Below are 13733 nucleotides of genomic sequence, written 5' to 3'. Positions count from 1 at the left end.
CGCGGGGCAACCATGCGCGGCCCCTCGCGGAAGCGTGCTCCGGTACCGTTGGCGGCGGCGGGGATCACATCGGATGACCGAGGGACACATGGGACTCACAATCGGGGTCGACATCGGCGGCACCAAGATCGCGGCTGGCGTTGTGGACGAGAAAGGCACCATTCTCGAGACGAGCACGGTGCCCACACCCGACACCCCTGAAGCCGTGATCGACGCCATCGCGGACGCCGTACGCCAGGCCAGCGCCGAGTATCAGGTGGAGGCCGTCGGGATCGGCGCCCCCGGGTACGTGGACGACAAGCGCGCCACCGTGCTGTTCACCCCCAACCTCAGCTGGCGGCACGAGCCGCTCAAGGACAAGGTCGAGCAGCGCATCGACCTGCCGGTCGTGATCGAGAACGACGCGAACGCCGCCGCCTGGGGCGAGTACAAGTTCGGTGTCGGCACAGGTCACGAGGACGTCGTCTGCATCACCATCGGCACGGGCCTGGGCGGCGGCACCATCATCGGCGGCAAGCTGCACCGCGGACGGTACGGCGTGGCCGCCGAGTTCGGCCATATCCGGATGGTCCCGGACGGTCTGCTGTGCGGCTGCGGCAACCAGGGCTGCTGGGAGCAGTACGCCTCAGGGCGTGCCCTGCTCCGCTACGCCCAGCAGCGCGCCACCGCCACCCCGGACAACGCCGCGATCCTGCTGGGACTGGGTGACGGCACCAGCGAGGGCATCCGGGGCAAGCACATCAGCGAGGCGGCCCGGCAGGGCGACCTGGTGGCCATCGACTCCTTCCGCGAGCTGGCCCGCTGGGCGGGCGCCGGCCTCGCCGATCTGGCCTCCCTCTTCGACCCGGGCGCCTTCATCGTCGGCGGCGGCGTCTCCGACGAGGGCGAGCTGGTGCTGGACCCGATCCGCAAGTCCTACCGCCGCTGGCTGGTGGGCAGCCGCTGGCGCCCGCACGCGGAGGTCCTCGCCGCCCAACTGGGCAACAAGGCCGGCATGGTCGGCGTCGCCGACCTGGCCCGCCAGGGCTGAGCGCACCGGGGGGCCGCCGCGATGACGGGGGAGACGGGCGGGACGACGCCGGGAGGGGGCGTGCAGGTCGTCGACCTGCCGCCCTCCCGTACCGAGCCCGACGGCTCGGCCGTCGTCCGGCTGCTCAGCTACAACATCCGCTCCTTGCGGGACGACCGGGAGGCGCTCGTCCGGGTCATCCGGGCGTGCGCCCCCGACGTCGTCTGCATACAGGAGGCGCCGCGGTTCTTCCGCTGGCGCAAGCAGGCCGGCTGGCTGGCGCGCCGCACCGGCCTCACCTATGTCACCGGCGGCGCGACGGCGGCCGGACCGATGATCCTCGCCTCGCTGCGGGCCCACGTCGAACGCACCGAGGACGTGCTGCTGCCGCGTACCCCCGGGCTGCACCAGCGCGGGTTCGCCATGGCCGAGCTGCGGTTCGGGCCGTCCCCCGGCTACCCCCAGGAGGTGCCCCCGGCCCGGCTGGGCGTGATCAGCTTCCATCTCAGCCTCCAGGCCCGCGAACGGCGGCAGCAGGCCCGGGCGCTGCTGGAGCGGGCCGCCGCGCTCGGCGGCAACCGGGTGGTGGCTGCCGGTGACGTCAACGAGCGGGCCGGCGGCCGGACGTTCGGGCTGCTCGGGGAGGGGCTGCGGGACGCGGCGGGCCTGCGGGACGCGTGGGCGGTCGAGCCGTGGGGCGCCGAGTACACCTCGACGCCCGCCGCACCGGTGCAGCGCATCGACGCCGTCTTCGCGGGTGAGGGCGTCGAGGTACTGGGCGCGGGCGTGCCCCGCGGGCTGCCGGGTGTGACCGCGGCGGACCTGACCGCCGCCACCGACCACCTCCCGGTCCTGGCAGCGCTGCGGGTCCCGGGGGAATAGCCCCCCGCTCACACCACGGCGCCCCGCCCGGGGTCCTCCCAGTCATCGTCGTCGCGGCCGTCCCGCAGCCGGGTCACCAGTGTGGCGAAGCCGCCGAGGAAGCCGCCGACCCCGAGGGTGACGATCCACCACGTCATATCGGCCTGCACGAGTACGGCGCCGATCAGCAGCAGCGGCCCGCCCAGCGCGGCCAGCCAGGCAAACTTCGTCGTGGTGTCCGTCTGCGGCAGCGGCGGCGGCTCGGGCGGCTCGAAGTGCCCCTCGCCGTCCTCGTCCCCGGCCTCCTCGGCGGGCTCCCAGTCGCGGGGCCCGGTCCCGGCGGCGTAGACGGTGAAGCTGCGCACCGGGGGTTCCGCGTCCGGCGCCGGACGCGGCTTGGTGAGCATGTCACCGTCCGGCTCCCCGGCCCCCTCGCCGTCACCGTCCCCGTCCGGGCGCCGGACCTCGGACGAGCCGTCCGCGCCCGGCGGCTCCGTCGGCTCGTCTCCGTACGCCGCGACGATCGCTGCCCACGCCGCCTCTTCTTCGGGTGGCAGCGACGACTTGCTCTCCCCAGGGTCGCGGGGCTCGCCCTCGTCCGGGTCACGCCCCGTCACTGGCGCTCCGAACCGTGGGAGCCGGCTCGCGCTCGGCGGTGAGCCGGTCGATGAAACCGCGGGAGTCGGCGAAGATCCGCTCCGCGTCATGGTCGAGGGTGGCGACGTGGAAGCTGTTCTCCAGCACGGTCTCGGTCACATCGACGGAGGAGACGCGGCTGAGGACGAGTGCCGAGTCCGCGGGGGGCACCACGTGGTCGGCACGGCTGCGCAGGAGCAGCAGCGGCTGCGTCACCTTCGGCAGCTCGGGCCGGGTGACGCGGAAGAAGTCGCGCAGCGCGTACGCAGCCCGGGTGGGCACCCGGTCGTAGCCCAGCTCGTGCCGGCCCTCCTTGGCGATGTCGCTCACGATCCCCGGCGCCGAGCGGACCAGGAAGCGGCCGACGGGCAGGAGATACCCCGGCAACCGGGGGAAGGTGATCGCCGGGTTGACGACGACGACCCCGCGCACCGCGTTCCCGTGCAGCGCGGCCAGCCGCAGCGCCAGGGTGCCGCCCATCGAAAGCCCGCAGACGAAGACCTGGTCACAGCGTTGGCTCAGCAGCCGCAGCTCCCGGTCCACGGTCGCGTACCAGTCCTCCCAGCTCGTCATCGCCATGTCTTCCCAGCGGGTGCCGTGCCCGGGGAGCAGCGGCAGGGAGACCGTCAGCCCGTGCCTGGCCAGGTCCTCGGCCCAGGGGCGCAGGCACTGCGGGGTCCCGGTGAAGCCGTGACAGAGCAGCACACCGGTCGCTGATCCGTCGCGGCGGAATGGCTCGGCTCCGGGGAGGATGGGCGGCACGGTGGGCCTCCAGAGGCTCAGCGGTCGGGGCTCGACAAGGCGTGCTGCCACCCTAATTCGTCGTCCGGTACTCCGGCAGTGTCCAGGGGCCCCACGGGGTCACCCCGCTCGGAGCGCGGACCCGGCCCTGCGGTAGTGCCCGGGCGACATGCCGTACTCCCGTTTGAACGCCTTGGCGAAGGCGAACTCCGAGGTGTAGCCCGTGCGTTCGGCGATGCTCCGCAGCGGCGCTTCCGTGGTGCGCAGCAGCCGGCCGGCGCAGGTCATCCGCCACCAGGTGAGATAGGCCAGCGGCGGACGGCCGACCAGCGTGGTGAACCGGCGGGCGAAGGCGGCCCGGGACAGCCCCGCCAGCGCGCCGAGCCCCTCGACGGTCCAGGGCCTGGCCGGGTCGTCGTGGAGGGCGTGCAGTACGGCGGCGACGCCGGGGTCGCCGAGCGCGCCCGCCCAGCCGGCGGGCTCCTCGCCCTGTTCGGCCAGCCACCAGGTGCGCAGCAGATACAGCAGGAGGGTGTCCAGCAGGGCCGGGACCACGGCGTCGGAGCCGGGCAGCGGTTCGGACAGCTCCGCGCCGAGCAGATCGACTGCGGAGCGCAGCCGGTCGTGCTTTCCCACCCGCGCCGGAAGGTGGATGTAGGGCGGCAGATCGGTCAGCAGCGGGTGGGCGCGTGACCTGTCGAGTCGGTAGGCGCCGCAGAGCATCAGGGTCTCGTCGCTCTGGGCGGGCCCGCGGTGGCGGAGCGAGGGCCAGCTGCCGTCGGGTTCCGGCACGGCGTCCTCCAGCGGGGTCCGGGGGTGGTCGGCGAGCCCGTGGCCGTAGCCATGGGCGAGGAAGACCACGTCTCCGGGGGCCAGCGCCACCGGCTCGGCGTCGTCCGGCGGCAGCAGCCAGGCCGAACCCTGGAGGACGACATGGAACCCGGCGCCGTCGGAGTCGGGGAACCGCACGCCCCAGGGCGCACGCTTGACGGTGCGGGAGGAGTGCGGCCGTCCGGTGCGCATGGCGGCGATGGCGTCGCTCAGTACGTCCATGCCCGCACGGTATCCCCTTGGTCTCTCGACGGCCCGCTGTTCCCCGCAGTGCGGGAGACGATGGGACATGAAGGAGAGTTTTTGGGATATTGGTCGTCGCTGCGGGGCTCTCTACGGTCATCGGTATGACATCAACCGCATCGCACACACCGACCACATCGGCCACTCGGTCCGCACCGACCTCCCTCCCCACCACGACCCGGGCGGTCGTCTTCCACGAACTCGGCGGGCCCGAGGTCCTGAAGGTCGAGGAGGTGCCGCTGCCGGCACCCGGCCCCGGCGAGGTCCTGCTCCGCGTCGAGGCGATCGGCCTCAACCGGGCTGAGGCACTGTTCCGCTCGGGCGGGTACTACTACCGGCCCACCCTGCCGGGCTCCCGGCTCGGTTACGAGGCGGCCGGAGTGGTGGAGGCGGTCGGCGAGGGCGTGACCGCGTTCGCACCCGGCGACCGCGTGCTGACCGCCGGCAACTTCGACTTCGGGGTGCACGGGGTGTACGGCGAGCGCATCGTGCTGCCGGAGAGCTCGCTGGTGCCCGGCCCGGCGGGCGCGGACCCGGTGAGCGCGGCGGCGCTGTGGCTGACGTACACCACCGCATACGGCGGCATGGTCGAGACCGGTGGGCTGGCGCCCGGCGACCAGGTGCTGATCACCGGCGCGTCCAGCGGCGTCGGTACGGCCGCCGTCCAGACGGCCCGGCGGGTGGGAGCCGTCCCGATCGTCACCACACGCGGCGTGGCCAAGCGGGAGCAGCTGCGGGAACTCGGCGCCGCGCATGTGATCAGCACGGACTCGGAGGACCTGGTCGAGGAGGTGAAGCGGTTCACCGGCGGGGCCGGTGTCCGGCTGGCCTTCGACGGCATCGGCGGCCCCGGCTTCGCCGCCGTCGGTGACGCGCTCACCGCCGGGGGCACCATCGTCGCCTACGGCTGGCTGGATCCGCGCCCCATCGTGCTGTCGATGAACTGGCCGCTGACCGTCCACACGTACGCGAACGGCCTGCTGGCCGACGACCCGGGCTTCCGCCGCCGCGCCGCCGCCTTCCTCGGCGCGGGGCTGGCGTCCGGCGAACTGGCTCCCGTGGTAGCGGAGGTCTTCGAGGGGCTGGAGGCGATGGGCGATGCCCACCGTCTGATGGAGTCGAACGAGCACATCGGAAAGATCGTTGTGAAGGTGTGAACGAGCCGGGACGGGCACCCCGCGGCCGGACGGTGGGCGGCGGGGGTCCGGCGGCGCGGTGGCGGGATAGGGTCGGTGCGTCCCACCAAGGAGGTCGAGGTTGTTCTACAGCGCGATGAAGCTGTCGGTCGGCAGCACGCTGAAGCTCGCGTTCCGGCCCTGGGTAGAGGGCCTGGAGAACGTGCCCGAGGAGGGGCCCGCCATCCTGGCGAGCAACCACCTCTCCTTCTCCGACTCCTTCTTCCTGCCCGCCGTCCTCGACCGCAAGGTCACCTTCATCGCGAAGGCCGAGTACTTCACCTCGCCCGGGGTCAAGGGCAAGCTGACGGCCGCGTTCTTCAAGGGCGTCGGCCAGCTCCCCGTCGACCGTTCCGGCGTGCGCGGCGCGGGTGAGGCGGCGATCAGGAGCGGGCTCGAAGTGCTGGAGCGCGGCGAGCTCTTCGGTATCTATCCGGAGGGCACGCGCTCGCCCGACGGCCGCCTCTACCGGGGCAAGCCCGGCGGCCTCGCCCGGGTCGCGCTGCGCTCGGGCGCGCCGGTGATCCCGGTGGCGATGATCGATACGGAGAAGATCCAGCCACCCGGCAAGGTCGTCCCCAAGCTGATGCGCCCGGGCATCCGGATCGGCACCCCGCTGGACTTCAGCCGGTACCAGGGCATGGACAACGACCGGTTCATCCAGCGCGCCGTCACCGACGAGGTGATGTACGCCATCCTGAAGCTCTCCGGCCAGGAGTACGTGGACATGTACGCGACGGCGGCCAAACGGCAGATCGCGGAGGCCGCCAAGGCCGCGAAGATCGCGGAGGCCGCCAAGAGGGAGGAAGCCGCGCAGGGGGAGGAAGCCGCGAAGAAGCGGGCCGGTCAGGATGACGCGGGCGGCAACAGGGCTGCCTAGTCCGGCCGTCTTCCGGCCAGCGGCGGGAAGATTCTTGGGGGAGCCATGGGTGCAAAGCTGATGTCCGTGGAGCAGCCGCTGTGGCGGGCGTTGACGGGCTACCGCATTCTTGCCGTCCTCTACGTCCTTGGCGTCTTCTTCTGGAGCTACCGGGAGTACAGCGCTCCGGTGCCGGGCGGGATCTACCTCCTGGTGCTCGCCTGCTGGACGTTCGGCACCCTGCGCAACCTCGGCTCGGCCGACCGCTGCACGCTGCGGTTCCTCGTCACGGACATCGTGCTGGGCGTCGTCGGCATCCTCCTCTCCCCGGTCGTGGACGGCCACGACCTGGTGGGACCGACCCTGCCGTCCATCTGGGTGGCGGGCCCCGTCCTCGCGTTCGCGCTCAAGGGCGGCTGGCGGTGGGCCGCGGGCGCCTCGGTGCTGGTGGGGATCGCCAACATCGTGGAGCGCGGCATGATCACCCGCTCCACCTTCCACAATGTGCTGCTCGTCTGTGTCGCGAGCGTCGCCATCGGCTACGTCATCGAGGTCGCCCGCGCCAGTGAACGCACCCTGGCGCGCGCCCTCCAGATCGAGGCCGCCACCCGGGAGCGGGAACGGCTGGCCCGCGACATCCACGACAGCGTGCTCCAGGTGCTGGCCATGGTGCAGCGCAGAGGCACGGCGCTGGGCGGCGAGGCGGCGGAGCTCGGCCGGATGGCGGGGGAACAGGAAGTGGCCCTGCGCGCCCTGGTCTCCAGCGGCGTGGTGCCCGAGCCTGGGCGCACCCTCACCGGTGCCCGCCGGCCCGCGCTCACCACGGACGGCGCCACCGGCACCGCCACCGGCTCGGTCGCCGAGGCCGGGATGCACGGCACGGACGGCACCGACGGCACCGACGGCACCGACGGCACCGACAGCACCGACGCCGCCCCCTGCGACGTCCGCGCGCTGCTCTCCTCCTACGCCGGGTCCCTGGTCACCTTCGTCGAGCCCGGGGCGCCGGTGCCGTTGCCCGCCCGGGTGGCCGCCGAACTGGCGGCGGCTGTCGGAGCCGCCCTGGACAATGTGGCCAAGCACGCCGGCGACGGGGCGGGGGGCGAGGCGCACGCGTGGATCCTGCTGGAGGACGAGCCGGACGTGGTGATCGTGACCGTACGGGACGACGGGCCCGGCATCCCCGAGGGACGGCTGGCGGACGCGGAGGCCGAGGGCCGGATGGGCGTCGCGCTCTCCATCCGGGGACGGTTGCGGGACCTGGGTGGCACGGCGGAGCTGGTGTCGGTGCCCGGCCAGGGAACGGAAGTGGAGATGAGGGTTCCGAAACATGACAACTGAGGCACAACCCGTCCGGGTGATGGTCGTCGACGACCATCCGATGTGGCGCGAGGCCGTCGCACGGGACCTGGCCGAGGCCGGGTTCGAGGTCGTGGCCACGGCGGGCGACGGCGAGCAGGCGGTCCGCCGGGCCCGCGCCACCTCCCCCGACGTGCTGGTGCTGGACCTGAACCTGCCGGGCAAGCCGGGCGTTGCGGTCTGCCGTGAGCTGGTCGGGCCCGAGTCGGCGCTGCGGGTGCTGGTGCTGTCGGCAAGCGGCGAGCACAGCGATGTGCTGGAGGCCGTCAAGTCCGGGGCCACGGGCTATCTGGTCAAGTCGGCGGGACCCGAAGAACTGCTGGACGCGGTACGCCGCACCGCGCTGGGCGACCCGGTCTTCACCCCGGGGCTGGCCGGGCTGGTGCTGGGCGAGTACCGCAGGCTGGCCGCCGACCCGGCTCCGGCCGCCGAGGACGCCCCGGGCGTGCCGAAGCTGACCGAGCGCGAGACGGAGGTGCTGCGCCTGGTCGCCAAGGGGCTCGGCTACAAGCAGATCGCCGAGCGGCTCGTCATCTCGCACCGCACTGTGCAGAACCATGTCCAGAACACCCTGGGCAAGCTCCAGTTGCACAACCGCGTCGAGCTGGTGCGGTACGCGATCGAGCGCGGGCTGGACGACTAGCGCCTGCCGACGAGGGCCGCGGAGTCGCCGCGTACGCCTGTCCTTCGTACGGGTGATTGCCCAAGCCTCAAATCCCGGATCTCCCAAGGAAATCCGCTGCTCGCCGCATCCCGTGTGACGTGGATCACCGCTAGCGTGACGGATGTTGCGCCGTGGGCTCACGGCGTCGCATCCAGGCGCGTCCATGCGGAGAAGGGAGATCCCATGCGGGTCGGAGTGCTGACCGGCGGCGGCGACTGCCCCGGTCTCAATGCGGTCATGCGGGCAGTCGTCCGTAAGGGAGTCCAGCAGTACGGCTACGAGTTCACCGGGTTCCGTGACGGCTGGCGGGGGCCGCTGGAGGGGGAGACGGTCCGGCTCGACATCCCGGCGGTGCGCGGCATGCTGCCGCGCGGCGGCACCATCCTCGGCTCCTCGCGCACCAACCCCTTCAAGGAGGACAACGGCGTCCGCCGGATCAAGGAGAACCTCGCCAAGTACGAGGTCGACGGGCTGATCGCGATCGGTGGCGAAGACACCCTGGGCGTGGCAGCGCGGCTGACGGACGAGTACGGCATCCGCTGCGTCGGCGTGCCCAAGACGATCGACAACGACCTCTCCGCCACTGACTACACCTTCGGCTTCAACACGGCGGTCACCGTCGCCACCGAGGCCATCGACCGGCTGCACACCACCGCCGAGTCCCATATGCGGGTGCTGGTGGTGGAGGTCATGGGACGGCACGCGGGCTGGATCGCCCTCCACTCGGGCCTGGCGGGCGGCGCCAACTGCATCCTGATCCCCGAGCAGCGGTTCGACGTCGACCAGGTCTGCGAGTGGGTCACCTCCCGCTTCAAGGCGAGCTACGCGCCGATCGTCGTCGTCGCGGAGGGGGCGATGCCCAAGGGCGGCGAGATGGTTCTCAAGGACGGCTCCACGGACTCCTTCGGGCACGTCAGACTGTCAGGCGTCGGCGAGTGGCTGGCCAAGGAGATCGAGTCCCGCACCGGCAAGGAGGCCCGCACCACCGTCCTCGGCCACGTCCAGCGCGGCGGCACCCCCACGCCCTTCGACCGCTGGCTGGCCACCCGCTTCGGCCTGCATGCCATCGATGCGGTGCGTGACGAGGAGTGGGGCAGCATGGTCGCCCTCCGCGGCACCGACATCGTCCGCGTCCCGCTCGCCAAGGCCACCGAGAAGCTGAAGACGGTGGACCCGGCGCTCTACGAGGAGGCCGGCGTCTTCTTCGGCTGACGCCGGCGTCTGATGACGGAGATCGGCTGACGACGGAGAAGGGAGCCCCCTCGGGGGCTCCGCCCGTCTCCTCTCCGTCGGCCCCTTCACGCCCGTCCCGCGCGCGCGGCTCCCTCGCTCGCCGCCGCCAGCAGCTGTGCGGTCACCGTCACCCCGTCCAGCGTCAGCACCGACTCCGGGTGGAACTGCACCCCCGCGAAGCCGGGCCCGCGCAGTGCGTGGACCTCGCCGCTTGCCGGGTCACGGCTCAGTTCGACGCCGTGCAGGGCCAGTTCGGCGGCGGCCTCGTCGTCGCAGCGTGCGGTGTAGGAGTTGTAGAAGCCCACCGTCTCCTGCCGCCCGAACAACTCGATCGTCTCCTGCGCGCCCTGATAGGGGTGCTGCTTGCGGACCAGCTCCAGACCCAGTTCCGCCGCGAGGAGTTCGTGCCCGAGGCAGACACCCAGCAGCGGCTGCCGCCGGGCGCGCACCAGTTCGGCGGCGAGACCGCGCAGCAGCCGCATCTTCGGGTCGCCCGCATCGCGCGGGTCACCGGGCCCGGGGCCCAGCACCACGGGCCCCTCGTGCCGCAGCGCTGCCTCGGCCAGCCCCGGCTCGTCGTAGCGCCGCACCCGCACCGGGTGCCCCGTCGAGCCCAGCAGATGCGCCAGCATCGAGGTGAAGGTGTCCTCGCCGTCCACGACCAGCACCTGTGCCGCGTCGGTCCGCTCCGGCCGCCCCACCCGCATCCGCAGCCAGAACGGCGCGAGAGAGGCCCGCCGCCCCTCCAGCGCGGCCCGCACCCGCGGATCGTCCGCCAGCCGCGGGCGCGGACCGCCCGGCGTACGGGCCGGCACCTCGCGCACCCCCAGCGCGGCCAGCACACCGGCCGCCTTGGCGTGTGTCTCCGCCACCTCGCTCGCCGGATCGGAGGCGCGCACCAGCGTGGCGCCGACCGGCACCCGCAGCCGACCGCTGGACGCGTCGATGTCGGCGGTACGGATGAGGATGGGGGAGTCCAGCGTCTGGGCGCCGCCCGCATGTTGACCGAGCAGCGCGAGCGCCCCCGCGTAGTAGCCGCGCCCGCCGGCCTCGTGCCGCTCGATGACGCGGCAGGCGTTCTCCACGGGCGAGCCGGTCACCGTCGCGGCGAACATCGTCTCGCGCAGCACCTCGCGCACATCCAGCGTGCTGCGTCCGCGCAGCTCGTACTCGGTGTGCGCCAGGTGCGCCATCTCCTTCAGCCGCGGCCCGACGACGACGCCTCCCTCGTCGCCGACGGTGCACATCATCTTCAGCTCCTCGTCGACGACCATGGACAGCTCCTCGCTCTCCTTGCGGTCGGCCAGGAAGTCCAGCAGCCCCGCCACGTCCGGGCCCTGCGGCGGATAGCGGTAGGTGCCACTGATGGGGTTCATCACCACCGTGCCCCCGCTCATCCGTACGTGGACCTCAGGGCTGGCGCCCACCAGTACCCGGTCGCCGGTGTGCACCACGAACGTCCAGTAGGCACCCTGCTCACCCCTCAGCAGCCGCCCGAAGAGGGCCAGCGCGTCCGCGCGGGAGAAGCCCGGAATGCGGGCCTCGTAGTCGCGCCGGATGACGAAGTTGGCGCCCTCACCGGCACCGATCTCGTCCGTGACCACCCGGCGCACGATCTCCTCGTATACGCCGTCGGCCACATCGAACGCGCCCTGCTCGACCCGCACCGGGTGGTCGGGCAGCGCGGCGAGCGTGTCGGTCAGCGGCAGCTCGTACCGCTCGTCGGGCAGCAGCACGGACAGCGGTGTGCCGTCGTCCCGTACGTCGAAGCCCCGCTCGCGGATCTGCCGGAACGGTACGAGCGCCAGCGCGCCCGCCTCCCCGTCCGGGCGCACGGGGAGGTCGGCGAGCCGTTCCACCTCCCGCACGCTGCCGGTGAGCACCTCGACGAGGTCGGTGTCCCGGCCGGGCGTACGCCTGCGCAACAGCGCGAACGGTGGCGCGTCAGCGCCGGTCAGCCGCTCGATGAGGGCGGCGGGTGCGGGTGCGGAAGCGGCGGTGGCGGTGCGGTGCATGCGGAGTCCCTTCGCGGTGTACGAGGTGTACGGGAGGAACGGCCGCGGAAATGCAAAAGGCCGCCCCTCGGGCGGCCTGGCACGTGACTGAGCTTGTTCAGTGCATACGCGCGTCGTGGCGGGCCGCCGTGCGGGCGGGCCACCACCAGTTCATGGTCGACAGCGCGTGCATGTCGCACACCATAGCGGACGAGCGGGCCGCGATGTCCTATGCGAGCCCGAGGTCCCTGCCGGGCGGTCCGACCAGGATGACCCGGCCGCAGGCGGAGCGGGCTGAGCAACCGACTTCAACAGAGGCGGACTTGAACACGACCTGGCAGTTCCTCGTCGAGCAGAACGAGCCCTCTCCCGACATCTTGCACCGCAGCATCGAAGTGCTCGGCGCCTGCACCGGCACCCGCGAGCAGGCCCTGGCCGCGCTGGAGGTGCAGGCCCGCGCCTATGAGCCCGAGCACCCATGGAATCCCCGGGGGGTGGAGTTCTACCAGGTCCCCGACGGCTTTGTGAGGATCACCGAGAGCCGGCGCAACGGTCGCCGCTGGACCTGCCGCTTCCTGCTGGCTGAGCTGCTCTACGACGGCCCGCTACCGGTGCCCCCGATACCGCAGCCGCCCACCGCTCCGCCCCGGCCGCCGTCCCCGCCCGGCGGCCCGTGATACCGGTCTCGTATGGCGGGCACCCGGACGGGTTCCCCGCAGAACACCGTAACCTTGGGTCCGTGACTGTGAACGCCCACACCGATGCCGGTGCCCACACCTGGCGAGACCTGCCCGCAGCACAGCAGCCCGACTGGCCGGACCACGAGGCTCTGCGTACCGTGCTCGCCGAGCTCGAGTCCTATCCGCCGCTCGTCTTCGCGGGCGAGTGCGACCAGCTGCGGGAGCGGCTGGGGTCGGTTGCGCGCGGTGAGGCGTTCCTGCTCCAGGGCGGCGACTGCGCCGAGGCGTTCGACCAGGTCAGCGCCGAGCACATCCGCAACAAGCTCAAGACGCTGCTGCAGATGGGAGCCGTCCTCACGTACGCGGGCTCGGTGCCCGTCGTCAAGGTCGGCCGGATCGCGGGCCAGTACAGCAAGCCCCGCTCCAAGGCGACCGAGACCCGCGACGGCGTGACACTGCCCTCCTACCGGGGCGACTCGGTCAACGGCTTCGAGTTCACCCCGCAGGCCCGCCGGCCCGACCCGGAGCGGCTGAAGCGGATGTACCACGCCTCGTCCGCCACGCTGAACCTGGTCCGCGCCTTCACCACCGGCGGCTACGCCGATCTGCGCCAGGTGCACGCCTGGAACCAGGACTTCGTCAAGTCCAGCCCTTCCGGGCAGCGGTACGAGGCGCTGGCGCGCGAGATCGACCAGGCCATGAAGTTCATGCACGCCTGTGGCACGGACCCCGAAGAGCTGAAGACGGTCGAGTTCTACTCCTCGCACGAGGCGCTGCTGCTCGACTACGAGTCGGCGCTCACCCGCGTCGACTCGCGCAGCGGCAACCTCTACGACGTGTCCGGGCACATGGTCTGGATCGGTGAGCGAACCCGGCAGCTGGACGGCGCGCACATCGAGTTCGCCTCCCGGGTGCGGAACCCGATCGGGGTGAAGCTGGGCCCCACGACGACCTCGGAAGAGGCGCTCGCCCTCATCGAGCGGCTCGACCCGGACCGTGAGCCGGGCCGCCTCACCTTCATCACCCGGATGGGGGCCGACAAGATCCGCGACCGGCTCCCCGAGCTGGTGGAGAAGGTCACCGCCTCCGGTGCCACCGTCGCCTGGGTCTGCGACCCGATGCACGGCAACACCTTCGAGGCGGCCAGCGGCCACAAGACGCGCCGCTTCGACGATGTGCTGGACGAGGTCAAGGGCTTCTTCGAGGTCCACAAGGGCCTGGGCACCCACCCCGGCGGCATCCACATGGAGCTGACCGGTGACGACGTCACCGAGTGTGTGGGCGGCGGCGACGAGATCTTCGTCGACGATCTGCACCAGCGCTACGAGACGGCCTGCGACCCCAGGCTCAATCGCAGCCAGTCGCTCGACCTGGCCTTCCTCGTCGCGGAGATGTACCGCGATCAGTGAGCCGCCGAGCCCACCGCCGCTGACCGATGGGGCCCGCGT

At 72.2% G+C, this 13733-nt stretch carries 13 protein-coding genes; 9 read left to right on the top strand and 4 right to left on the bottom strand.

The window, feature by feature from the left end; genetic code table 11:
* The first annotated feature begins 88 nt into the window (after nt 1–88).
* Nucleotides 89–1030 carry an ROK family glucokinase gene (locus tag ACTWP9_RS17385; protein ID WP_443247084.1) on the top strand — a complete coding sequence of 314 codons (942 nt, stop codon included), beginning with the start codon at nt 89–91 and terminating at the stop codon, nt 1028–1030.
* Between the two features lie 21 nt (nt 1031–1051).
* A complete protein-coding gene (locus ACTWP9_RS17380) occupies nt 1052–1891 on the top strand; it encodes an endonuclease/exonuclease/phosphatase family protein (RefSeq protein ID WP_443247083.1) in 840 nt (279 codons plus the stop codon).
* An 8-nt stretch (nt 1892–1899) separates the two neighbouring features.
* On the opposite strand, the gene ACTWP9_RS17375 is transcribed toward ACTWP9_RS17380, so the two are convergent.
* From ACTWP9_RS17375 to ACTWP9_RS17365, 3 genes are all read right to left on the bottom strand, one after another.
* Complete coding sequence (locus ACTWP9_RS17375; RefSeq protein WP_443247082.1) at nt 1900–2487, bottom strand: hypothetical protein; 588 nt, start codon at nt 2485–2487, stop codon at nt 1900–1902.
* Nucleotides 2474–3268: an alpha/beta hydrolase gene (locus tag ACTWP9_RS17370; RefSeq protein WP_443247081.1), complete on the bottom strand. Its 795-nt coding sequence runs from the start codon at nt 3266–3268 to the stop codon at nt 2474–2476. Before ACTWP9_RS17370 ends, ACTWP9_RS17375 begins: the two co-directional genes overlap by 14 nt.
* Before the next feature lie 99 nt (nt 3269–3367).
* The gene (locus ACTWP9_RS17365) at nt 3368–4300 is read right to left on the bottom strand and encodes an AraC family transcriptional regulator (protein ID WP_443247080.1); all 933 of its coding nucleotides are present in this window, start codon (nt 4298–4300) and stop codon (nt 3368–3370) included.
* A gap of 125 nt (nt 4301–4425) precedes the next feature.
* Between ACTWP9_RS17365 and ACTWP9_RS17360 the strand changes: the two genes are divergently transcribed.
* The 5 genes from ACTWP9_RS17360 to ACTWP9_RS17340 all read left to right on the top strand — a co-directional run bounded on the left by ACTWP9_RS17360 (nt 4426) and on the right by ACTWP9_RS17340 (nt 9590).
* Nucleotides 4426–5478, top strand: coding sequence for a zinc-dependent alcohol dehydrogenase family protein (locus ACTWP9_RS17360; protein WP_443247079.1), 1053 nt, complete (start codon nt 4426–4428; stop codon nt 5476–5478).
* Between the two features lie 100 nt (nt 5479–5578).
* The gene (locus tag ACTWP9_RS17355) at nt 5579–6376 is read left to right on the top strand and encodes a lysophospholipid acyltransferase family protein (protein WP_443247078.1); all 798 of its coding nucleotides are present in this window, start codon (nt 5579–5581) and stop codon (nt 6374–6376) included.
* Nucleotides 6377–6421: 45 nt separating this feature from the next.
* Nucleotides 6422–7696, top strand: coding sequence for a MacS family sensor histidine kinase (gene macS / locus ACTWP9_RS17350; RefSeq protein WP_443247077.1), 1275 nt, complete (start codon nt 6422–6424; stop codon nt 7694–7696).
* Nucleotides 7686–8357 (top strand): response regulator, encoded by a 672-nt coding sequence (locus tag ACTWP9_RS17345; protein ID WP_443247076.1) that lies wholly within the window; start codon nt 7686–7688, stop codon nt 8355–8357. Before macS ends, ACTWP9_RS17345 begins: the two co-directional genes overlap by 11 nt.
* Before the next feature lie 204 nt (nt 8358–8561).
* Nucleotides 8562–9590, top strand: a complete 1029-nt coding sequence (locus tag ACTWP9_RS17340; protein ID WP_443247075.1) for a 6-phosphofructokinase — start codon at nt 8562–8564, stop codon at nt 9588–9590.
* An 86-nt stretch (nt 9591–9676) separates the two neighbouring features.
* Here the strand turns inward: ACTWP9_RS17340 and ACTWP9_RS17335 are convergent, their stop codons facing one another.
* Entirely contained in the window at nt 9677–11626 is a 1950-nt protein-coding gene (locus ACTWP9_RS17335; RefSeq protein WP_443247074.1) for an anthranilate synthase family protein, read from the bottom strand.
* A 302-nt stretch (nt 11627–11928) separates the two neighbouring features.
* Here ACTWP9_RS17335 and ACTWP9_RS17330 point away from each other — a divergent pair, with 302 nt between their 5' ends.
* On the top strand, nt 11929–12282 hold the full coding sequence (locus tag ACTWP9_RS17330) for a hypothetical protein (RefSeq protein WP_443247073.1): 354 nt from the start codon (nt 11929–11931) through the stop codon (nt 12280–12282).
* Nucleotides 12283–12350: 68 nt separating this feature from the next.
* Nucleotides 12351–13694 carry a class II 3-deoxy-7-phosphoheptulonate synthase gene (locus tag ACTWP9_RS17325; protein ID WP_443247247.1) on the top strand — a complete coding sequence of 448 codons (1344 nt, stop codon included), beginning with the start codon at nt 12351–12353 and terminating at the stop codon, nt 13692–13694.
* The last annotated feature ends 39 nt before the right edge of the window (nt 13695–13733 follow it).

The sequence above is a fragment of the Streptomyces sp. 3N207 genome, from assembly GCF_052246355.1.
Classification (GTDB): domain Bacteria; phylum Actinomycetota; class Actinomycetes; order Streptomycetales; family Streptomycetaceae; genus Streptomyces.
Note: the sequence above shows the minus strand (reverse complement) of the source record. Positions and strands in the feature narration are given on the sequence as shown.

Bases quoted from the DNA above. Each gene is read 5' to 3' on its own strand.
- ACTWP9_RS17380 (WP_443247083.1), top strand. From the start codon at position 1,052: ATGACGGGGGAGACGGGCGGGACGACGCCGGGAGGGGGCGTGCAGGTC.
- ACTWP9_RS17340 (WP_443247075.1), top strand. From the start codon at position 8,562: ATGCGGGTCGGAGTGCTGACCGGCGGCGGCGACTGCCCCGGTCTCAAT.
- ACTWP9_RS17345 (WP_443247076.1), top strand. From the start codon at position 7,686: ATGACAACTGAGGCACAACCCGTCCGGGTGATGGTCGTCGACGACCAT.
- ACTWP9_RS17335 (WP_443247074.1), bottom strand. From the start codon at position 11,626: ATGCACCGCACCGCCACCGCCGCTTCCGCACCCGCACCCGCCGCCCTC.
- ACTWP9_RS17365 (WP_443247080.1), bottom strand. From the start codon at position 4,300: ATGGACGTACTGAGCGACGCCATCGCCGCCATGCGCACCGGACGGCCG.
- macS (WP_443247077.1), top strand. From the start codon at position 6,422: ATGGGTGCAAAGCTGATGTCCGTGGAGCAGCCGCTGTGGCGGGCGTTG.
- ACTWP9_RS17360 (WP_443247079.1), top strand. From the start codon at position 4,426: ATGACATCAACCGCATCGCACACACCGACCACATCGGCCACTCGGTCC.
- ACTWP9_RS17385 (WP_443247084.1), top strand. From the start codon at position 89: ATGGGACTCACAATCGGGGTCGACATCGGCGGCACCAAGATCGCGGCT.